The 19,259-nt window shown below is 67.7% G+C and carries 20 protein-coding genes; 6 read left to right on the top strand and 14 right to left on the bottom strand.

All coding sequences use genetic code 11. From position 1 onward, the window contains the following. Positions 1-5 precede the first annotated feature (5 nt). The 4 genes from C6A86_RS00515 to C6A86_RS00500 all read right to left on the bottom strand — a co-directional run bounded on the left by C6A86_RS00515 (position 6) and on the right by C6A86_RS00500 (position 3,896). Entirely contained in the window at positions 6-1,244 is a 1,239-nt protein-coding gene (locus C6A86_RS00515; protein ID WP_105363205.1) for an acyl-CoA desaturase, read from the bottom strand. Positions 1,245-1,254: 10 nt separating this feature from the next. Further along, positions 1,255-2,388 carry a ferredoxin reductase gene (locus tag C6A86_RS00510; RefSeq protein ID WP_105363218.1) on the bottom strand — a complete coding sequence of 378 codons (1,134 nt, stop codon included), beginning with the start codon at positions 2,386-2,388 and terminating at the stop codon, positions 1,255-1,257. A gap of 93 nt (positions 2,389-2,481) precedes the next feature. After that, positions 2,482-3,258, bottom strand: a complete 777-nt coding sequence (locus C6A86_RS00505; protein WP_302031145.1) for an SDR family oxidoreductase — start codon at positions 3,256-3,258, stop codon at positions 2,482-2,484. Next, a complete protein-coding gene (locus C6A86_RS00500) occupies positions 3,255-3,896 on the bottom strand; it encodes a TetR/AcrR family transcriptional regulator (protein WP_105361399.1) in 642 nt (213 codons plus the stop codon). Before C6A86_RS00500 ends, C6A86_RS00505 begins: the two co-directional genes overlap by 4 nt. Positions 3,897-4,041: 145 nt before the next feature. On the opposite strand from C6A86_RS00500, the gene C6A86_RS00495 reads away from it, so the two are divergent. Next, a complete protein-coding gene (locus C6A86_RS00495) occupies positions 4,042-4,152 on the top strand; it encodes a hypothetical protein (RefSeq protein ID WP_019514171.1) in 111 nt (36 codons plus the stop codon). A 68-nt stretch (positions 4,153-4,220) separates the two neighbouring features. Here C6A86_RS00495 and C6A86_RS00490 read toward each other — a convergent pair whose 3' ends face one another. From C6A86_RS00490 to C6A86_RS00465, 6 genes are all read right to left on the bottom strand, one after another. Further along, positions 4,221-5,000 carry an ABC transporter ATP-binding protein gene (locus C6A86_RS00490; RefSeq protein ID WP_396834509.1) on the bottom strand — a complete coding sequence of 260 codons (780 nt, stop codon included), beginning with the start codon at positions 4,998-5,000 and terminating at the stop codon, positions 4,221-4,223. Next, entirely contained in the window at positions 4,984-6,009 is a 1,026-nt protein-coding gene (locus C6A86_RS00485; RefSeq protein ID WP_105361912.1) for a glycine betaine ABC transporter substrate-binding protein, read from the bottom strand. The genes C6A86_RS00490 and C6A86_RS00485 overlap by 17 nt, the downstream gene beginning before the upstream one ends. Then, complete coding sequence (locus C6A86_RS00480; RefSeq protein ID WP_105361913.1) at positions 6,010-6,873, bottom strand: ABC transporter permease; 864 nt, start codon at positions 6,871-6,873, stop codon at positions 6,010-6,012. Positions 6,874-7,031: 158 nt separating this feature from the next. Beyond that, entirely contained in the window at positions 7,032-7,649 is a 618-nt protein-coding gene (locus C6A86_RS00475; protein WP_233212875.1) for a DUF3159 domain-containing protein, read from the bottom strand. A 23-nt stretch (positions 7,650-7,672) separates the two neighbouring features. After that, positions 7,673-8,029 carry a hypothetical protein gene (locus tag C6A86_RS00470; RefSeq protein WP_199196063.1) on the bottom strand — a complete coding sequence of 119 codons (357 nt, stop codon included), beginning with the start codon at positions 8,027-8,029 and terminating at the stop codon, positions 7,673-7,675. Between the two features lie 95 nt (positions 8,030-8,124). Further along, positions 8,125-8,556: a hypothetical protein gene (locus C6A86_RS00465; protein WP_199196064.1), complete on the bottom strand. Its 432-nt coding sequence runs from the start codon at positions 8,554-8,556 to the stop codon at positions 8,125-8,127. A 109-nt stretch (positions 8,557-8,665) separates the two neighbouring features. On the opposite strand from C6A86_RS00465, the gene C6A86_RS00460 reads away from it, so the two are divergent. From C6A86_RS00460 to C6A86_RS00445, 4 genes are all read left to right on the top strand, one after another. Further along, positions 8,666-9,673: a magnesium transporter CorA family protein gene (locus tag C6A86_RS00460; RefSeq protein ID WP_105361915.1), complete on the top strand. Its 1,008-nt coding sequence runs from the start codon at positions 8,666-8,668 to the stop codon at positions 9,671-9,673. Between the two features lie 202 nt (positions 9,674-9,875). Next, on the top strand, positions 9,876-11,399 hold the full coding sequence (locus C6A86_RS00455) for a Re/Si-specific NAD(P)(+) transhydrogenase subunit alpha (RefSeq protein WP_105361916.1): 1,524 nt from the start codon (positions 9,876-9,878) through the stop codon (positions 11,397-11,399). Positions 11,400-11,434: 35 nt separating this feature from the next. Then, the gene (gene pntB / locus C6A86_RS00450; protein ID WP_105361917.1) at positions 11,435-12,856 is read left to right on the top strand and encodes a Re/Si-specific NAD(P)(+) transhydrogenase subunit beta; all 1,422 of its coding nucleotides are present in this window, start codon (positions 11,435-11,437) and stop codon (positions 12,854-12,856) included. Between the two features lie 4 nt (positions 12,857-12,860). Next, positions 12,861-13,733, top strand: a complete 873-nt coding sequence (locus tag C6A86_RS00445; protein WP_233212876.1) for a DMT family transporter — start codon at positions 12,861-12,863, stop codon at positions 13,731-13,733. A gap of 21 nt (positions 13,734-13,754) precedes the next feature. Here C6A86_RS00445 and C6A86_RS00440 read toward each other — a convergent pair whose 3' ends face one another. Continuing rightward, positions 13,755-15,149, bottom strand: a complete 1,395-nt coding sequence (locus C6A86_RS00440; RefSeq protein ID WP_311100984.1) for a DUF222 domain-containing protein — start codon at positions 15,147-15,149, stop codon at positions 13,755-13,757. Between the two features lie 171 nt (positions 15,150-15,320). Here C6A86_RS00440 and C6A86_RS00435 point away from each other — a divergent pair, with 171 nt between their 5' ends. Next, positions 15,321-16,460, top strand: coding sequence for an acyl-CoA dehydrogenase family protein (locus C6A86_RS00435; RefSeq protein ID WP_105361753.1), 1,140 nt, complete (start codon positions 15,321-15,323; stop codon positions 16,458-16,460). On the opposite strand, the gene C6A86_RS00430 is transcribed toward C6A86_RS00435, so the two are convergent. From C6A86_RS00430 to C6A86_RS00420, 3 genes are read right to left on the bottom strand one after another with little or no spacing between them, the layout of a single operon-like run. Further along, entirely contained in the window at positions 16,450-17,352 is a 903-nt protein-coding gene (locus tag C6A86_RS00430) for an alpha/beta fold hydrolase (RefSeq protein WP_105361754.1), read from the bottom strand. The two genes, C6A86_RS00435 and C6A86_RS00430, sit on opposite strands and share 11 nt — an antisense overlap. Positions 17,353-17,394: 42 nt before the next feature. Continuing rightward, a complete protein-coding gene (locus tag C6A86_RS00425) occupies positions 17,395-18,564 on the bottom strand; it encodes a sensor histidine kinase (protein WP_233212860.1) in 1,170 nt (389 codons plus the stop codon). Between the two features lies 1 nt (position 18,565). Then, positions 18,566-19,213, bottom strand: coding sequence for a response regulator transcription factor (locus tag C6A86_RS00420; protein WP_105361756.1), 648 nt, complete (start codon positions 19,211-19,213; stop codon positions 18,566-18,568). Between the last annotated feature and the right edge of the window lie 46 nt (positions 19,214-19,259).

The following is a 19,259-nucleotide window of genomic DNA, read 5'->3' as shown; positions in this document are numbered from 1 at the left end:
GATGCTCAGGCGACGGCGATTTCCTCGTTCTTGAGCTCGCGAATCGCGGTGCGCAGCCCGCGACGCTTGCCGGTGCGGGGGTCCACACCGAAGGTGTCACGCACACCACCGCGGATCCGGAACTTGAGTTCGGAGTTGGTCTCCGGTGCGTCATCGACGGTCGCCTTGAGGAACCGGTTCGGCAGGGCCAGCTTGGCGATCGTCCACCAGGACTGACTATATTGCCGCACAAGCGAACCCGTCGTGTACGGCAGATCGTACTTCTCGCACAGCGCCTGGACCCGCTGCGCGATCTCGGCGTACCGGTTGCTCGGTAGGTCGGGGAAGAGGTGGTGCTCGATCTGGTAGCAGAGGTTGCCGCTCATGAAGGCCATGGTCGGGCCCGCATGGAAGTTGGCCGAGCCGAGCATCTGCCGCAGGTACCACTCGGCGTGGGTCTCCTGCTCGAACTCCTCCTTCGTGAATTTCTCTGCACCGTCGGGGAAGTGGCCGCAAAAGATGACCATGTAGGACCAGTAGTTACGAATGAGATTTGCCACCGCGTTGGCGCCCAGGGTGTGCTTCCAGTTCCGTCCGGCCAGGGCCGGGAAGACGATGTAGTCCTTGCCGACCTGCTTGCCGACCTTCTTACCGATGATGCGCAGGTCCTTGCCCACCTCCCGCAGCGACTTCTCGCCCTTTCGCCACTTGGTCGTCTCGACACCGTGCAGCGCGACACCCCACTCGAACAGGGTGCCGAGCAGGAAGTTGTAGACAGGGTTGCCGATCATCCACCGCTCCCATTTCTGGTCGCGGGTGAGCCGCATGATGCCGTAACCGATATCGTCGTCGAGGCCGACCACGTTGGTGTACTTGTGGTGAATGAAGTTGTGCGACTTCTTCCAGTGCACCGTCGGTGAGGTGGTGTCCCATTCCCATTCCGTGGAGTGGATCTCCGGGTCGTTCATCCAGTCCCACTGGCCATGGGTGATGTTGTGCCCGAGTTCCATGTTCTCGATGATCTTGGCCGCAGCGAGCATCCCGGTTCCCGCCACCCACGCGAACTTGTTGCGGCTCTTGAACAAAGCGATACGCCCGCCCACCGCCAGTCCACGCTGCAACTGGATGGCCCTGCGGATGTAGCGGGCATCGCGCTCGCCGCGGGATTCCTCGATGTCGGCCCGGATCGCATCCAGCTCGCGTTCGAGTTCGGCGACGTCCTCGGGTGTCAGGTGTGCATATTCCTTGATATCGGTGATGGCCATGCTGAGCCTCCTAGACGTTGAGTGTGCAGTTGCCGGACACTGCCGAGATACAGGTCTGAATGCGGTCGCCCTCGCCGTGCTCGGTACCCGACCGGAAATCCCGGACGTGGCCGGATTCCAAAGGCAGCACACAGGTTTGGCAGATACCCATCCGGCAGCCGAACGGCATCTGGATACCCACCTTCTCGCCGGCTTCCAGCAGCGAGGTGGCACCGTCGACGTCGACGGTCTTGTCCGACAGCGCGAACGTCACGGTGCCGCCCTCACCGCCCTTGTCGGTACGGGCGATGACGAAGCGCTCCATGTGCAGTCGGTCCTCGGGCACGCCGGCATCGGCCCAGACCTTCTCGATCGTGTCGAGCATCGCGGGCGGGCCACACGCCCAGGTGGGGCGTTCCTTCCAGTCCGCGACGATGTGTTCGAGGTTGCCGAAATCGAGGTGCCCCGCCTCGTCGGTCAGCTGCAGGTGCAGCCGGTAGTCGGTCCGGCCGTCGTGGAGTTGCTGCAACTCGTCGTGAAAGATCACGTCGTCCGCGGACGGGGCGGAGTGCACGTGCACGATGTCGGCCGACTGGCCACGCGCGGCGATCGACCGCAGCATCGCCATCACCGGCGTGATACCGCTACCCGCGGTGACGAACAGCGCTTTGGCCGGCGGCGGGTCGGGCATCGCGAAGTCGCCCTTCGGCGCCGCCAGGCGAACGATCGTTCCGGGTTCCACCCCGTTCACCAGGTGTGTCGACAGGAAGCCCTCCGGCGTGGCCTTGACGGTGATCGAGATGAGCTTGTTGTCGCGCTTGGGCACCGAGGTCAACGAGTAGGACCGCCAGTGCCACCGGCCGTTGATCCGCAGACCGATCCCGACGTACTGGCCGGGCTGGTAGTCGGCCGCGAATCCCCATCCCGGTTTGATGATCACCGTGGCGGAGTCCTCGGTCTCCCTGCGCACATCCACCACCTCGCCGCGCAGTTCGCGCGCGGTCCACAGCGGGTTGAGCATCTTCAGGTAGTCGTCGGGCAGCAACGGCGTCGTCATGCGCGCTGCCAGGCCTCGGACCATGTTGATCTTCGGCGTGGTGGCCGTGGCCACGTCGCGCGCGGGGGCCGCACTCCACCGCGTCAGACCCTTCAGATTCAGCACCATGGCACACCCCTCGGGACGGTTTTCGGTGAACACATGTACACCGGTCTACCCCGCGGCGGCCCGGTTCACACATCGCCGCCCAAGAGGTGTGCGTCAGCGGATGGTGCTGAGCCCGCCGTCGACCGGAATGATGGTCCCGGTGATGTAACTGCTGGCCCGGCTGGCCAGGAACACCGCGATACCGGCCATGTCATCGGGCTGCCCGACGCGCTTCAGCGGCAGCGCCGCGCCGACGGCCTCCTCCCCGGCCGACATCAGCACCTTGGTCATCTTCGACGGGAAGAGCCCCGGCGCGATCGCGTTCACCAGGATCTTGGGCGCCAGCTCGCCGGACAGATGCCGGGTCAGCATGTGCACGGCGGCCTTGCTGGCGCTGTAGGAGAAGTTGTCGCGCCCGATCTCCGGCACGAAGAACCCGTCGATGCTGCCGGTGTTGATCACCCGGGCCGGGTCCTGTTCGGTGGCGGCGGCCTCCAGCAGCGGCACCAGCGCCCGGGTCAGCAGGAACACGCCCTTGACGTTGACGTCGAAGACCTTGTCGAAGCCCGACTCCGGGAACTCGCCGAACGGCGCACCCCAGGCCGCACCGGCGTTGTTGAACAGCACGTGCACGGCGTCCTCACGTGCCGCCACCGCGTCGGCCAGGGTCTGCACACCCTCGGCGGTGCCGAGATCGGCCGGTATGCCCTCGACGGCACCCAGCGGGGACAGCTCGGCCACGACGGCGTCCAGCTCGGCCTCCTTGCGGGCCGCCAGGTAGACCTTGGCAGCGCCGGCCTCCAGCAGCCCGCGGGCGATCATCACGCCGATGCCCCGGCCGCCACCGGTGACCACGGCGACCTTGCCGTCGAGGGCGAACAGGCCGGTCATTTCTGCGCACCGCCGAGGGGCTGTTCGTTGCGGACCGTCTCATCGCGGATCAGCCCCCGCAGCAGCGCGGTGCTGAACTCCACCGCGATCTCCTGGGCGGTGCGGCGGCCGTGCGGACGCAGCCAGCGGTAGGCGCCCAGCGTCATCCCGATGTAGCCGAGTGCGAGCACATGCGAATCGCAGTCGTAGAACTCGCCGCTGGCGATGCCGCGGTCGATGACATCGCGGACATGCTCGTAGACGGTGGATTCGGCCTTGCGGATATAGGCGACCTGCTCCTCGGTGAACCACTCCGAGATGTAGGGGCCCTCCTGGAAGTAGACGGCGGCCGCTTCCAGGTCGTTGGCGATGCCGGTGAGCAGCCGCCGGGTGAAGTGGTAGATCGTCTCCCGGGCCGTGGCGGTGGGATCATCGTGCAGGGCGTCGACGGTGAAGTCGGCGGTGCGCTTGTAGATGTCCCACAGGATCAGCGACTTGCTGGCGTAATAGTGGTAGACAGTGGCCTTGTTGAGGCCGACCGCGTCGGCGACATCGTCCATCCGGGTGCCGTGGTACCCCCGGGCGGCGAACAGCTTGGCGGCGACCGCCAGCAACTCGTCGCGGCGGGACGACCCGTTGGGTGCGGACTCGGTGGACATGACTACTCACTATCTGCAGACCGGGGTGACCCGGGGTGTACCAATCAACTGGTTGGCCAGTGTAGGCATTAACGCGGTTACGGTGTCCCGACATCTACCAGTAGGTCTAAACTCCTGAGAAAGTGGCCGTGCCTGGGAGGTACCGATGGATCCGAATCCTGATTACGACATCAGCGATGAAGGCGAGTTCTTCTTCAGCTGGCTGGCCTGGGGTCTGCGCGGCGTCTACCCGCCCCCGGCCTACCCGCCGGTCTAGACAGTCCGACGCAAAAGCACCCGCACGCCTTGGCGTGACGGGTGCTTTTCTGCATTCAGGTGGTCCGGCTACGCGGCGGCCGTCTTCACCGCATCGCTGACCTCATTGCGCAGCCTCAGGAACTCCGGGGAGCGCCGCAACTCATCGGCCCCCACCCCGGCGCGTGGCAGCTCCGAGGGCAGGTCCAGCGCAACCGTGCCGGGGCGCCGGGTCAGGACCACGATCCGCGATCCCAGGAAGGCCGCCTCGTCGGCGCTGTGCGTGACGAACACCGTGGTGCGCCCCGACTCGGCGCTGACCTGACGCACGTCGTCCTGCAGCCGTTCGCGGGTCAGCGCGTCCAGCGCGGCGAACGGTTCGTCGAGCAGGAACAGCGGGGTCTCGGCCGCGAGTGCCCGCGCGATCGCCACGCGCTGCTGCTGCCCGCCGCTGATCTCCCAGATCTTGCGGTCACCGGTGCCCTCCAACCCGACCCGCTCCAGCAGCTGATCGCGCCGCTCGGCGCGCCGCTCGCGGGGCACCTTCGCGTACTTGAGCGCCAGGTCGACGTTGCCACCGACGGTGCGCCACGGGAACAGCCGCGGCTGCTGGAACACCACGCCCGAGGTGACACCCGGTGTGGGTGAGGCGCCTTCGACGCGCACCTCGCCCGCGGTGGGTTCCTCGAAGCCGGCGATCAGCCGCAGCAGCGTGCTCTTCCCGCAGCCCGAGGCGCCGACCAGCACCAGGAACGCCCCCGGCTCGACATCGAGATCGACCGGGCCCAGGGCGGTGACGTCACCGTAGCGGTGCGCGACGTTCGCGATCCGCAACCCGCCGCGGGTGGCGATGTCACTGGTCGAGGGCACCGGGAAGACCCTTGGTGTAGATGGCGTCCTGGAACGTCTGCAGCGGCGCGGCCTCCGGGATCTGCTTCTGCTCGGCGAGGAACTCCGAGGCGCTCTGCAGGTTGGCCGCGATGTTGCCCGGTGCACCGTCGGAACCCAGCCACTCCGGGGAGGCCACCTGCGCCGGTGTCAGGTAGACGCCCTGCTTGAGCTGTCCGGCAAGCTCTTCCGGCGTCAGACCGACCTCGGCGGCGATCGCCTTGGCGGCGGCCTCCGGGTCGCCGGCGATGACGTCGAGCGCGCGGGCTTGCTGCCGGCGCCAGATGTCGACGACCTCGGGGTGCGCGTCGGCGAACTCGGTACGCACCGCGCCGAGATCCAGGGTCGGCTTGCCGTCGGCGGCCAGCTGGCGGCTGGTGATCAGGTCCTTGCCGGACTTGCGCAGATCGTCCAGGGTGGGCAGCCAGGTGTAGGCGGCGTCGATGTCACCGCGATCCCACGCCGCCAGGATGGCCTGGGGCTGCAGATCGATCAGTTGAACATCATTGGCGGACAAGCCATTCTGCGCGAGAGCGGCGAGCAGACTGTAGTGGGCCGTGGACGCGAACGGCGTCGCGATCCGCTTGCCCTTCAGCTCGGGGATGGTGTTGACACCCGACTCGTTGCGCACCACCAGGGCCTCGTTGTCACCGGCGACGTCGAGGACGAACGCCACCTTGTAGGGGATGTTCAGCGGGGCCGACAGTCCGCGCGCCACCGGACTGGAACCCAGCGCTCCGAAATCGAGTTCCTTGGCGATGAACGCGGTGTTGACGTCGGCGCCGGAGTCGAATTTGATCCACTTGATGTTGAACTCGGGCAGTGCCTCTTCGAGCCACCTGTTGTTCTTGACGATCAGGTCACCGCTGGGGAAGGACTGGTAGCCGATGCGGACGGTCTCCTTGCTGTCGTCGCTTCCGGAGTTGTCCACCGCGCATCCGGCCAGCGCGAGAGCGCTGACGGCCACTGCCAGTAGGGATGTGAACCTCATCTAGATTTTTCCTCTCCAGGGGACGGCGCGCCGTTCGGCGGCGCGAAGTAGACCGTCGATGATCAGGCCCGAGAAACCGATGGCGAAAATGCCGACCAGCACGACCGGGGTGTTGTTGTAATTGCTGGCGTCCTTGACCAATCCGCCGATGCCGGGGATGCCGTTGAACAGTTCCGCGGCGACCACCGACGAGTAGGCCATGCCGACCGCCAGCCGGATCCCGGTGAAGGTCTCCGGCAGCGCCGAGGGCACCACCACATCGCGGATCACCTGGATCCGGGTGGCGCCCAGCGCTCGGGCCGCTTCTTGCAGACCCACGGGCGCGGCGACGACGGCAGCCGTGGTGGCCACCGCGGCGGGCGGCAGTGCGGCCAGCGCCAGCAAGGTGATCTTCGGGGCCTCGTCGATGCCGAGCCAGATCACCAGCAGGAAAAAGTAGGCCAGCGGTGGCAGCGCGCGCAGGAACGTCAGCCACGGCTCCAGCACGCTGCGCAGCCACCCGACCGACCCCATCAACAGGCCGAGTAGGACACCGAGCACCACACCGATCGCGACGCCGGCGAGCACCCGGCGCAGCGTCATGTAGAGGTGCTCGTAGAGCAGGTAGCCGGCGTAACCGCGGGTGCCGTCCTGGGTGGTGGAGACATCGACGAACGCGCGCCACACCGTGCCGGGGTAGGGCACGAAGGTCTGGTTCCAAATACCCAGGGCCGCAACGGTTTGCCAGACGGCGAAGAACACCAGCACCGAGAGCAGCGGCAAGGCGGTTCTGGTGAGCACGCCGCGCCACCGCTGAGACGGCGGGACCGTACGGGACGAGTCGACTTTCGGCTCGCCGGGCACGATATCCACGAAGACAGACACTGTTGGCCGACTCTCTTGCTGTGAGAACTGTTGGAAGACAAGCGCTGGGGCGAGGGGCCTCAGCGGCAACAGCAAGGGGCGGCAGTCAGCGACATCGTCACCCGCGTATTAGAACCGCGCGGGCGATGCGGCGAGAAGATCTGGGATCGGGGTGAGTTTTATCCGGCGGCCGGGCGCGGCAGCACACGGATGGCGTACCGGACCGCCAGCACCATCAGCGTGGTGGTGACCAGGAACAGCGGCCAGCCCATGGCCAGCCGCGCCACCGCCAGCAGTTCGGCCTGGTCACTGTCGTAAAGGTGGTACTGCACCAGGAAGCGCGACCAGGACACCGCGGCCATCACCGCGGTGACGACGTCGAAGGCCAGCCGCACCCGCGGGGCACGCCGCCACACGCCGTCGCGCCCGGTCACCCAGGCCCACACGACACCGACCAGCGGGCGCCGGATCAGGATCGATCCGGTGAGCAGGACGGCCGTCACCAGGGCGATCCCGATACCGGGGAGATAGAAGTCCTTGGCCTGCCCGGTGACCAACGCCAGTCCGGCGCACAACGCGACACCGGCGAATCCCCACAATGCCGGCCGCAACGATTCCCGGTGCGCCAGCTGCCAGGCCAGCACCAGCGCGGCGACGGTCAGCGCCGCGATGATCGCGGGGATGCGTCCCAGCGCGGCGGCCGTCACCGCGTAGGTGGTGACCGGCAGCGCGGAGTAGATGAGCCCGCGGATTCCGCCCGCTCGTTCCAGCAGCCCGTCCAGCGGTGCGTCCCTCACACCCGCCGAGCGTACCGACTGTCCTAAGCGACGGGCTCCACGACGGTTTCGGGCCGGCGCCGCGCGCGGGCAGCCGCCCACGCCGATGTCGTCGCGGCGGACAGCGACGCGGCCCGGCGGCGGGCCATACCCACCCAGCCGTCCATCCGCGCGCGCAGCGGGAGGCCGGGCTCCGGCACGACGGGCAGCCAATCGTCGAGGGTGGCGAGCGCACCGGCCTTCGGCTCGACCGGGCCCAGCTTCTCCCGGTAGGCCTCGCCGCAACCCGTGCAGTTCACTTCGTAGCGAAGCAGATTCGGTCCCAACTCGACAAAGGAGTACTCGGCCACCGCGACACAACGCGGGCAGCGGGCCTTACCGCGTTCGACCACGAATTCCATGGAGTACATGGTGGGGTCACCGGCGGCGGTGCGGACCAATCCGTCCCATGTCGATGCACGTTCGCAGCGCAAACGAGATGCGGCCTGGGTTTCCACTAGCGAGGGTTCTCGACGCGCGATGGCGGATCGGTGATCACCTGGCGGTCGGGAGCATCATCACCATCGCGCCCACGGGTCTTCACATCGGGATCGAGTTTGTCGATGTGCCTGCTGCGCTGATCGAGATCCTCCAGGTGCGTCGCGGCCGTCTCCTGATGCGTGGAGGCCCGCTCGCTGAGCCGCCGGGCCTCGGCGGCCTTGGCCTCGGCTTCGGCCGCGGCCGCACGCGCCTTGGCATCGGTCTCGTCCGCCAGCGCCTGCCGCTTGGCGACCTGCTCACGCTCGGATTCGAGATCGGTGCGCAGCCGCTGGGCTTCATCGCGCCTGCTCTGGGTGCGTTTGTTGCGAGCCAGCAGGACCAGGCCCACGACGACCACCAGGGCCACCACCGCCGCCACAATGATCCAGAGGGTGTTGTTGTCAGACATCTCGGCTCCTTCGGAGGGTGGACGAGCCGCGCTTATCGACGCGCCCGGCAATTACGTGCATTCCCCGCAGTGGGTGCGCCGAAACTCTCCGACGCGCAATGATGGCGGCGTGACGACAGTGACGGGCCGGCTATGGCGGGATGGCGAACCGCGCGACGACGCCTTCACCTTCGATGCCATCTCGGACTGTCTGGCCTCCGACGATCAGCTGGTGTGGGCCGATCTCTACGACCCGGACCACGCCGCTCTGCTGGCGCTCGCCCACGAACTGCACCTCAACATGTGGGCCGTCGAGGACGCGATCGCACCGAAAGAGCGCACCAAAGCTGCTGTCTACCAGACACATACGTTCTTCACGGTGTACGCACTGGATGTCCGCGATACCGGCGCCGACAGCGATTCCATGCTGGTCAAGCACCGCATCTCGGCCTTCGTGCTGCCCCGCGGACTCATCACCGTTCGGCTGCCGAGCATCAACGGCGAGCGCCCGCCCTTCGACATCGGTGAGGTGTCGCGACGTTTCGATGAACTCGGCGGGCAATCCCACGGGGTCGGCGCTCTGGTGCACGGCCTGCTCGACGTGGTGGTGGACGGACACTTCGACGCCGTCCAGGCCCTCGACGATGCCATCGAATCCCTGGAGGACGAACTGTTCGCCGACGCCGGACCACCACACGGCTTGCAACGGCGGACCTTTCGGGTCCGCAAGGATCTGGTGGATCTGCGGCGGGTCGTGCTGCCGGTGCGTGAGGTGGTCAGCACCATCCAGCACCGCCGCCTCGACGCCAAGACCTCACCCGAGCTCGACCCGCTCTACGCCGACCTGTACGACCACGTGCTGCGGGCCTCGGAGTGGACCGAGTCGCTGCGCGACATGGTCACCACCGTGTTCGAGACGAACCTGTCCCTGCAGGACGCCCGGCTGAACACCGTGATGAAGAAGCTGACCGGCTGGGCCGCGATCATCGCCGTGCCGACCGCGATCACGGGGTTCTACGGCCAGAACGTGATGTACCCGGGCCTGGAGACCGTCGGCGGTTTCCTCACCAGCTCGGCGCTGATCGTCGTGCTCGTGCTGATCCTGTACGTGATGTTCAAGCGGCGCGACTGGCTCTAGGCGCTCCACGTATTCGAGGCATCCGCGGCGTACTGCCCACTTCGACCAGGTCGTCACCTGAACCACTGCGGTGCCGAAAGTGCGGAAATGCGCGACCCACCGACCGGAGATCGCGCATTTCTTCACGTTGGGCGAGTTAAGCGGACCGCTCACCGCCCGAGGGGCGTGCGCACAAACCGGGCGCGGATGCGAGACTCTTCGGATGATCATCGGGATACCGCGCGAGTCTCAAGCAGGTGAGACCCGCGTCGCCGCCACGCCGCAGACCGTCGGCCAGATCCTCAAGCTCGGCTACTCCGTCGTCGTCGAATCCGGCGCCGGCGCGGCCTCGAGCTTCTCGGACGCCGCCTATGAGGAGGCCGGAGCGAGCATCGGCTCGCCGTGGGACGCCGAGGTGGTACTCAAGGTCAACGCACCGGATGACACCGAGATCGACGCGTTGAACGACGGCGCGACCCTGGTCAGCCTGATCTCCCCGGCGCTGCGGCCCGAACTCGTCGAGAAGCTGTCGACCCGCCCGATCACCGTGCTGGCCATGGACGCGGTGCCGCGCATCTCACGGGCCCAGTCACTGGACGTGTTGTCCTCGATGGCCAACATCGCCGGCTACCGCGCCGTGGTGGAGGCCGCGCACGCGTTCGGGCGGTTCTTCACCGGTCAGGTCACCGCCGCGGGCAAGGTGCCCCCGGCCAAGGTGCTCGTCGTGGGCGCCGGGGTGGCCGGCCTGGCCGCGATCGGCGCGGCAGGCAGTCTGGGTGCGATCGTGAAGGCCACCGACCCGCGGCCCGAGGTCGCCGATCAGGTCAAGTCCCTGGGCGGGGAATACGTCTCGGTCGACCCGGCCGCCGCCGAGGTCTCGGCCACCGGCTACGCCAAGGAGATGGGCGACGACTACAAGGCCCGCGAGGCCGCCGTCTACGCCGAGTTGGCCCGCGAGGTCGACATCATCATCACCACCGCCCTGATCCCCGGCCGTCCCGCCCCACGCATCATCACCGCCGACATGGTCGCCTCGATGAAGCCCGGCAGCGTGCTGGTGGACATGGCCGCAGCCAACGGCGGCAATGTCGAGGGCACCGTGAAGGATCAGGCCGTCATCACCGACAACGGCGTGACGATCATCGGGTACACCGACCTGGCCGGCCGGCTGCCCGCGACCGCGTCCCAGCTCTACGGCACCAACCTGGTCAACCTGCTCAAACTTCTCACCCCCGCCAAGGACGGCGCACTCACCCTGGACTTCGAGGACGTCGTGCAGCGTTCGGTGACCGTCGTACGGGACGGGCAGACCACCTGGCCGCCGCCGCCGGTGCAGGTATCGGCCGCACCCGCAGCCGCCAAGGCCGAACCGGTGCAGGCGCCCAAGGTCAAGGAGCCGATGTCCACCGGGCGCCGGTTGGGCATCGCCCTGACCGGGGCGGCCATCCTGTTCGTGCTGTTGGCACTGTCGCCGGCCGCACTGCAGATGCACCTCACGGTCTTCGCCCTGGCCATCGTCATCGGGTACTACGTGATCGGCAATGTGCACCACGCGTTGCACACACCGCTGATGTCGGTGACCAACGCGATCTCGGGCATCATCGTCGTCGGCGCACTGCTGCAGGTCGGGGAAACCGATGCTGTCATCGCCGCCCTGGCCACCGTCGCCATCATGCTCGCCAGTATCAACATCTTCGGCGGCTTCGCGGTCACGCGCCGCATGCTCGCGATGTTCTCCCGCAGCTAGCGTCTCTTGCCTACCCGATCGGAATCAATCTCCCCATGTTGACCCTGGAAACCGCTGCGACCGCGGCCTACGTCGTGGCAGCACTGCTCTTCGTCCTCTCCCTGGCCGGACTGTCCAGGCATGAGACGTCCCGCGCCGGCATCAGCTTCGGCATCGTGGGCATGGCGATCGCGCTCATCGCGACCATCGCCCTAGCGATCAACCACCAGATCGAGCCACTGGGCCTGGGGCTGCTGTTCGGCGCCATGGCGATCGGCGCGACCATCGGCCTGTGGCGAGCCCGGATCGTCGAGATGACGGGCATGCCCGAGCTGATCGCGCTGCTGCACTCGTTCGTCGGCCTGGCCGCGGTGCTGGTCGGCTGGAACGGCTACCTGCACATCGAGGCGCACCCCGAAGGACCGGACGCCATCGCGATGTCCGAGCAGGGCATGCTGGGCATCCATTCCGCCGAGGTGTTCATCGGCGTCTTCATCGGCGCGGTGACCTTCACCGGGTCGATCGTGGCCAACCTCAAGCTGTCGGCCCGGATGAAGTCCGCACCGCTTATGCTGCCCGGCAAGAACGTCCTCAACCTGGGGTCGCTGGTGGCATTCGCCGCGCTCACCGTCTGGTTCGTGATCGACCCCAGCCTGTGGCTGCTGATCGCGGTCACCGTGCTGGCCCTGCTGCTGGGCTGGCATCTGGTCGCCTCCATCGGCGGCGGCGATATGCCCGTGGTGGTGTCGATGCTCAACAGCTACTCGGGCTGGGCCGCGGCCGCGGCGGGTTTCCTGCTGGGCAACAACCTGCTGATCGTCACCGGCGCACTCGTCGGCTCCTCGGGCGCCTACCTGTCCTACATCATGTGCAAGGCCATGAACCGCTCCTTCATCTCGGTCATCGCCGGCGGATTCGGCATCGAGGCCGGCCCGGCGGAGGACAAGGACTACGGCGAGCACCGCGAGATCACCGCCGATGCCGCCGCCGAGCTGCTGTCCTCGGCGTCCTCGGTGATCATCACCCCCGGCTACGGGATGGCCGTGGCGCAGGCCCAGTACGGGGTGGCCGATCTGACCCGCAAGCTGCGCGAGCGCGGTGTCAACGTCCGCTTCGGCATCCACCCCGTCGCGGGCCGGCTGCCCGGCCACATGAACGTGCTGCTGGCCGAGGCCAAGGTGCCCTACGACATCGTGCTGGAAATGGACGAGATCAACGACGACTTCGACGGCACCAGCGTCGTGCTCGTCATCGGCGCCAACGACACCGTCAACCCGGCGGCCTCCGAGGACCCCTCCAGCCCGATCGCCGGTATGCCGGTGCTCACAGTGTGGAACGCCGACAACGTCATCGTCTTCAAACGCTCCATGGCCTCGGGCTATGCGGGCGTGCAGAACCCACTGTTCTTCCGCGACAACACCCAGATGCTCTTCGGTGACGCCAAGGACCGGGTGGACGCGATCAACGCCGCGCTGTGATGCCGTGACGCGGGTGCCCGCCTGGTCGGTGCCCGCGTTCTTCGTCGTCGGTGCGATCTCGCAGTACATCGGTGCCGCGGTCGGGGTGTTCCTGTTCGAGACGACCGATCCCGCGGCGGTCGCCTGGCTGCGCGCGGCGGCGGCCGCACTGGTGCTCATCGCCTGGCGTCGGCCGTGGCGGCGGGCCTGGACGCGCCGCGGTATCGCGGTGGCCGGTGGGTTCGGCATCGTGACGGTCGGCATGAACGTCGCCTTCTTCGAGTCGATCGCCCGGATCCCGCTCGGCACCGCCGTCGCCATCGAGTTTTTGGGGCCGGTGGCGGTCGCGACGCTGGGTTCGCGACGCGCGCGTGACGTGCTGGCGGTGGTGCTGGTGGCCGCCGGCGTCGCATTGCTGGCCGGGGTCCAGACCGGGGCCGACACACTGGGCATCATCTTCGCGCTCGTCGCCGCCGCGCTGTGGGCCGGCTACATCCTGCTCGGCAAGCGGGTGGCCGACGCGGGCGGCGGGCTGGACTCGCTGGCGGTCGGGATGGCGGTGGCCGCGGCGGTGCTGGCCGCACCTCTGGTGAGCGGCCAACTGCTCGAGGACGCGGCCGTGTTCGCCGAGCCACGCACCTGGCTGTTAGGTCTCGGTGTCGGCGTGCTGTCCACCGCGGTGCCATATGCGCTCGATCAGGTGGTGCTCACCCGGGTGGGCCGAGCACGGTTCGCGCTGCTGCTGGCGTTGCTACCGGCCACCGCGGCCGTGGTCGGCGCCCTGCTGCTGCACCAGATTCCGGCGGCGGCCGAGGTGGCGGGCATTGCGCTGGTGATGGCTGCTCTGGTGATCAGCGCGGGTGGGCAGGACGCGGTAACGGGGCCGGTCGGCGGCTAGTGTCACCCGTCGCCCGCACACCTAAAAGGGCGGTGGGTTCGCTTCGTAGTGGGCGCGGTTGAGCCCACGTTCATGGGCTATTCGGTATGCCCGGTTCTGCGCCCGGGTGCGTTTTCGCTTGGGAGCGGCGAATACTCGGTGCGTGCCGGGAGGTGGGGCCGGTGGCAACACGAGGGCTGCGGTCGGCTGCGCGATCTGCGGGAAGAACAGCGTCCCGCCTGGTGTGGTGGTGTACATACGGCCGTTGGGGGCGGTGATCGTGATCGTGCCATCGGCGTGCTGCTGGTCGTTCCAGCCACCCGGTCCGGAGTGAAACGTCTTGATTAGGTGATGAATCCGGCAATACAGCTTCGTGTTCGACGGATGTGTCGGGCCGTAGGGCCACGGGGTCGTATGGTCGATATCGCAGCGCGTGACCGGGACATTGCACCCGGGCCAGCGGCAGGTCAGATCCCGGCAGCCGATGAACTCGGTGAGCGCGCGGGACGGTTGGTAGCCGCGCTCGGCCCCCAGATCGGCTACCTCAGGTACGGGCCGGATCGTGGCGCGCGGTCTCATCTCGCGGACCTTTTCGGCGGGGACCGGTCCATAGCCGGGCAGTAGCGCGGGGTGGTCCGAGCTGCCCTCGACAGTGTCCCGGTCGCCGTGCAGATGGAGGACGATGTGCCCGTGGGGAGCCTCGTTGCCGGCAGCCGGGCATTCCTGCTTCCCGCACAAACACGGCAAGCTGGTCGCGCCCAGGGCGAGGGGCTCGACAGCATCGGCGCGGCGTTCGGCGGTCGTGCGTGGATCATCCGGGCACACCGTGCGGACCAGGTCATCGAGGCGCTGATCGAGCACCGCACCGGCGGTGGCATCGAGGCGGCCGTAGATCTCGACCAGCCCGTCACCGCACGGCTCCACCGTGATGCTGCGGGCACGCCGGGATTCCCGGGCCCGGCGCACCGCATCGGGATCGACGTCGATGACCATCCAATCGACGAGTTCGGAGACGCGGTCATCGGAGAGCCCGTTCCACGAGGGCGCCGCCTTGGCGAGCAGGGCGTCGATGACGGACATGATGTCGGGGTCGGTGATCAGCCCGGTGCGGTGCAGGATGATCCGCAGCACCCGTAGATCCACCACACCGGTGGCGAAGACCTCAGCGAAGCGGGGCAGGTGGGCGAGCAGGGTGCGGCCCTGGGTGATCATGGTGCAAGCGCGGCCGCGGCTGAGCCCGAGTTCGGCGCCGAGTTCGGCGGCGACCAGCTCCCAGTCATCGACGATCAGGTCCTCGAACGCATTGCCCAGCTCCGCCATCCGGGCGACCGCGAAGGTGCCCGCGGCCAGTATCTTCGCGGCCACCGCGGTGCGTTCGGCGCGCAGCTGCTCGCGTGCGGCGTCCAGTGCCGTCACCGCCTCCGTCGCCGCCTTCATACTTCGAACATACATTCGGTCACCGACAAGTCCTGACACGCGTTCGCCTGACGCCCAGAACCGCCCCCAGCAGGTCGGACATTCCTAAATAGTACTGAGCGCCAACTTCCAGTACTCTCTGGATGGTACTGTTCGATCGATCTGAGTACCGTTTTCCGAGAGGTGACTGCCGTGCCCGTCGACCGCCTGCTCCCGTCCGACGAGGCGAAAGAACTCATCGCGCTCACCCGCGATATCGCCGACAAGCTGCTCGACCCCATCGTCGACGCCCACGAGAAGGCCGAAACCTATCCCGACGGGGTGTTCGCGCAACTCGGTGCGGCCGGGCTGCTGAGCCTGCCCCAGCCCGAGGAGTGGGGCGGCGGAGGCCAGCCCTTCGAGGTGTACCTGCAGGTGCTCGAGGAGATCGCGGCGCGGTGGGCGGCCGTCGCGGTCGCGGTCAGCGTGCACAGCCTGTCCTCGCATCCGCTGCTGGCCTTCGGCACCGATGAGCAGAGGCGGCGCTGGCTGCCGGGGATGCTCGCCGGTGATCAGATCGGCGCGTACAGCCTCTCGGAACCACAGGCCGGTTCCGATGCGGCGGCGCTGCGGTGCGCGGCCGTCCCCGATGGCGACGGCTATGTGCTGAACGGATCGAAATCCTGGATCACCCACGGGGGCGTCGCGGACTTCTACACACTGTTCGCACGCACCGGTGAAGGCTCCAAGGGAATCAGTTGCTTCCTGGTACCCGGCGACCTGGACGGTCTGACCTTCGGCAAGCCCGAGGAGAAGATGGGCCTGCACGCAGTGCCCACCACCGCAGCGTTCTACGACAATGCCCGCATCGACGCCGACCGGCTGATCGGCGTTGAGGGACAAGGCCTTTCGATCGCCTTCTCCGCCCTGGACTCGGGACGACTGGGCATCGCGGCGGTCGCCGTCGGCATCGCCCAGGCCGCCCTCGACGACGCGACCCGCTACGCCAATGAGCGAACCACGTTCGGCCGCAAGATCATCGATCATCAGGGGCTGGGATTCCTGCTGGCCGATATGGCGGCCGCGGTGATCAGCGCCCGCGCGACGTACCTGGATGCGGCCCGCCGACGGGACCTGGGGCTGCCGTATTCGGCGCAGGCCAGCGTCGCGAAACTGGTCGCCACCGACGCCGCCATGAAAGTCACCACCGATGCTGTCCAGGTGCTCGGCGGAGTCGGCTACACCCGTGACTTCCGCGCCGAGCGGTACATGCGGGAAGCCAAGATCACGCAGATTTTCGAGGGCACCAATCAGATTCAACGCTTGGTCATCGCCCGCGGACTCACCCTCTGACGAATTCGCCGATCGCCGAGAGGAACTCATCGGGCTTCTCCACCATTGGACTATGCCCCGCACCGGCGATGATGCGCGGGGTCAGACCCGCCGCGGAGTACCGCGTGACATTGGGGTCCGTCGGCGTGAGCGCGTCAGTCTCACCCCAGACGACCAGCACCGGCTTGCCCAGATCGGTCAGCATGTCCGCGACCGAAGGGGGCGCGCCACTCTTGGAATCGCAGACACCCCGGTAGGTGAGCCGTTCCAATGACCGGTATGCGAACTGCGGCACCGGATAGTCCGCGGCAAAGCCGGTTTGCAACGAGCCCTCGGTGATCGCCGGCACCCGACGGAACTGATCCATCGCGGGACCGATCACCGGCCAGCACACCATCTTTCCCAGCAGCGGCATGGACACCAGATCGCCGGCGGCGGGCGTATCCGAGACCACCACCCGCTCCACCATGTCGGGATGGGTGCCCGCCAACACCGATGCGACGGTTCCGCCCATCGAATGCCCGATCAGCACCGCCTGCCTGATACCCAAGGCCGACAACGCATTCCGCACCGCGCGTGCCTGCCCGGCGGCCTGAAAATGTTTCGGCTCGCTCGGCGCCTCCGAACCGCCGTGCCCGACGAGATCGATGGCAACGACCCGCCGGTCATGCGCCAACCGCGGCGCCACCGCCTCCCACCACTCGATGGAGGCCGAGTATCCGTGCAGCAGCACGATGGCGCGCTCACCGGGCGGCCCGTACTCGCGGACGTTGAGGTCAGGGCCGTCGAGCTCCAGCACATGCCCACCGGCGAACGATTCGGCGGCGCGCGTCGCACCGGTCACCACACATGCGTTCACCAGCGCCGCGACCACGACTGCGGCGACGGCCACGAGGGCGATCCGGAGTTTCATCCGTGGAACGCTACTGTCACCCTACTTTCCGGCGCGAGGGAATTACTCCGGCGGTGAGGTCACCGTGATGACGGTGCCGCGACTGGACATCGAGTCGATGTCCAGCGCACCGCCCACCGCCTCGAAACGCGCCAGCAGCGAGCCCAGCCCGATATGGCCCTCCTCCAGACGCGTCGCGATGACGGCGGGGTCGAATCCGGGGCCGTCATCGGAGACCACCAGCACGACCCGGTCACCAACCCGCCGCAGTGTGACCGCGACCTCCGTGGCGCGAGCGTGCTTGTGGATATTGGCCAGCAGTTCACGAGCGGCCCGGTGTAGCAGTGTCTGGGATTCCGGCTTGCCGACGTCCTCCAGGTCGGCCGACACTGTGTACGCTCCGCGGGATTCGAACTGGCGCAGCAGTTCCCGGATGGCCGCGGCGAGGCCCAGTTGTGCGAGTACCTGCGGGTGCAGCTCGGTGACGGTCGAACGCAGCAGGGCGGCGGTGTCCTGCAGCGCGTCATACACCATGTCGAGGGCAGGGTCGGGGTGGGTGTCGCGGAGCAGGTCGACCTCCATCCGCGCCGCCAGCAGCGTCTGCAGCGGTCCGTCATGCAGGGTTTCGGCGACCTCCCTGTTCTGCCGCTCGTCGGCCTGCATCGCCTCGGCGACCAGTTGGCGGCGCACCTCCAGCAGGGTCCGCACCCGCGCGGCCCGCAGGGACAGCACCAGGCACAGCGCAGTGGTGGCGACCGCCAGCCACAACAGGAACCCGAAATGCGTGTAGACCATGTCCGGCAGGCCGATTCGGTCATCACGTTTGGAGTAGACGATCCACACCGACAGATAGGCGCCGGCGGTGACCGTGCCGATGATCGCCGTCAGCAATGGCCGGTCCTGGAACGCCACCGAGATGGGCAGCAGGAAGAACACCGGCAGCAGCGCGGCAGTGGCGCCACCCGAGACCACGCACAACACCACGATCAGCAGCACGTCGACACCGGTCGACGCCCAGTCCGCCCAGCGCGGCAGCGGTCCGTTGAGCACGGCCAGCAGCCACACCACCGCAGCGATGGCGTAGCCGCCGAGGACCGCGGCATACAGCCCGGGCAGCCAGTGGTCGACCTCCCAGATCCACACCAGCACGGCAATCAGTGCGATCAACGGCAGCCGCAGAACCGCCGACACCCGAACGGGTTCGGCCGCGAAGAACTCCACCAGGCGTGACACGTCAGTCGAGCAGCTTGCGGCGCATCGCCTCGGCCACCGCAGCCCCCCGATCGCCGACACCGAGCTTCTCGTAGAGCCGTTGCACATGGGTCTTGACCGTCGACGGCGCCAGATAGAGTTCCTTGGCCATCGCCGGAATCGTCAGCCCGCGCGCGATCATCGCGAGCACTTCGGCTTCCCGTGCCGACAGTGTGGGGACATCGGGCTCATGGCGGCGGCGGATCTCGCCGGCCAACGACGCCGCCAGCGCGGGAGCGATGACGTCACGGCCCCGCGCGCACGCCAGCACGGCATCGACCAGTTCGCTGCGTGTCGACTCCTTGGACAGGAACCCCGCGGCACCATCCTGCAACGCCTTGTAGACGATGGCCGACTCGTCATGGGCCGAGATGAGCAGCACCCGGGTCGGCAGATCATCGCGGGTCACCGCGGCGGCCACCTCGGAGCCGTCCATGCCGGGCATCCGGTAGTCCAGCAGCGCGACCGCCGGTCGGTGGGTGCGGATCAGTTCGAGCGCGGCGATCCCGTCGTCGGCCTCGGCGACCACGTCGATCGATCCACTGGCGGCCAGCGCCCGGACCACACCGTCCCGGAACATCGGGTGGTCGTCGCCGACCACCACACGCACCTTCTGGGCCGAATCCTGCATGTGAGCAGCTTGTCACAGCGGGACGGCTCCGGGTGGCAAGATTCGG

The sequence above is a fragment of the Mycobacterium sp. ITM-2016-00316 genome (genome assembly GCF_002968335.2).
Lineage (GTDB): Bacteria > Actinomycetota > Actinomycetes > Mycobacteriales > Mycobacteriaceae > Mycobacterium.
Note: the sequence above shows the minus strand (reverse complement) of the source record. Positions and strands in the feature narration are given on the sequence as shown.

Bases quoted from the DNA above. Each gene is read 5' to 3' on its own strand.
- C6A86_RS00515 (WP_105363205.1), bottom strand. From the start codon at position 1,244: ATGGCCATCACCGATATCAAGGAATATGCACACCTGACACCCGAGGAC.
- C6A86_RS00510 (WP_105363218.1), bottom strand. From the start codon at position 2,388: ATGGTGCTGAATCTGAAGGGTCTGACGCGGTGGAGTGCGGCCCCCGCG.
- C6A86_RS00505 (WP_302031145.1), bottom strand. From the start codon at position 3,258: ATGACCGGCCTGTTCGCCCTCGACGGCAAGGTCGCCGTGGTCACCGGT.
- C6A86_RS00500 (WP_105361399.1), bottom strand. From the start codon at position 3,896: ATGTCCACCGAGTCCGCACCCAACGGGTCGTCCCGCCGCGACGAGTTG.
- C6A86_RS00495 (WP_019514171.1), top strand. From the start codon at position 4,042: ATGGATCCGAATCCTGATTACGACATCAGCGATGAAGGCGAGTTCTTC.
- C6A86_RS00485 (WP_105361912.1), bottom strand. From the start codon at position 6,009: ATGAGGTTCACATCCCTACTGGCAGTGGCCGTCAGCGCTCTCGCGCTG.
- C6A86_RS00470 (WP_199196063.1), bottom strand. From the start codon at position 8,029: ATGGAATTCGTGGTCGAACGCGGTAAGGCCCGCTGCCCGCGTTGTGTC.
- C6A86_RS00465 (WP_199196064.1), bottom strand. From the start codon at position 8,556: ATGTCTGACAACAACACCCTCTGGATCATTGTGGCGGCGGTGGTGGCC.
- C6A86_RS00455 (WP_105361916.1), top strand. From the start codon at position 9,876: ATGATCATCGGGATACCGCGCGAGTCTCAAGCAGGTGAGACCCGCGTC.
- pntB (WP_105361917.1), top strand. From the start codon at position 11,435: ATGTTGACCCTGGAAACCGCTGCGACCGCGGCCTACGTCGTGGCAGCA.
- C6A86_RS00440 (WP_311100984.1), bottom strand. From the start codon at position 15,149: ATGAAGGCGGCGACGGAGGCGGTGACGGCACTGGACGCCGCACGCGAG.
- C6A86_RS00430 (WP_105361754.1), bottom strand. From the start codon at position 17,352: ATGAAACTCCGGATCGCCCTCGTGGCCGTCGCCGCAGTCGTGGTCGCG.
- C6A86_RS00420 (WP_105361756.1), bottom strand. From the start codon at position 19,213: ATGCAGGATTCGGCCCAGAAGGTGCGTGTGGTGGTCGGCGACGACCAC.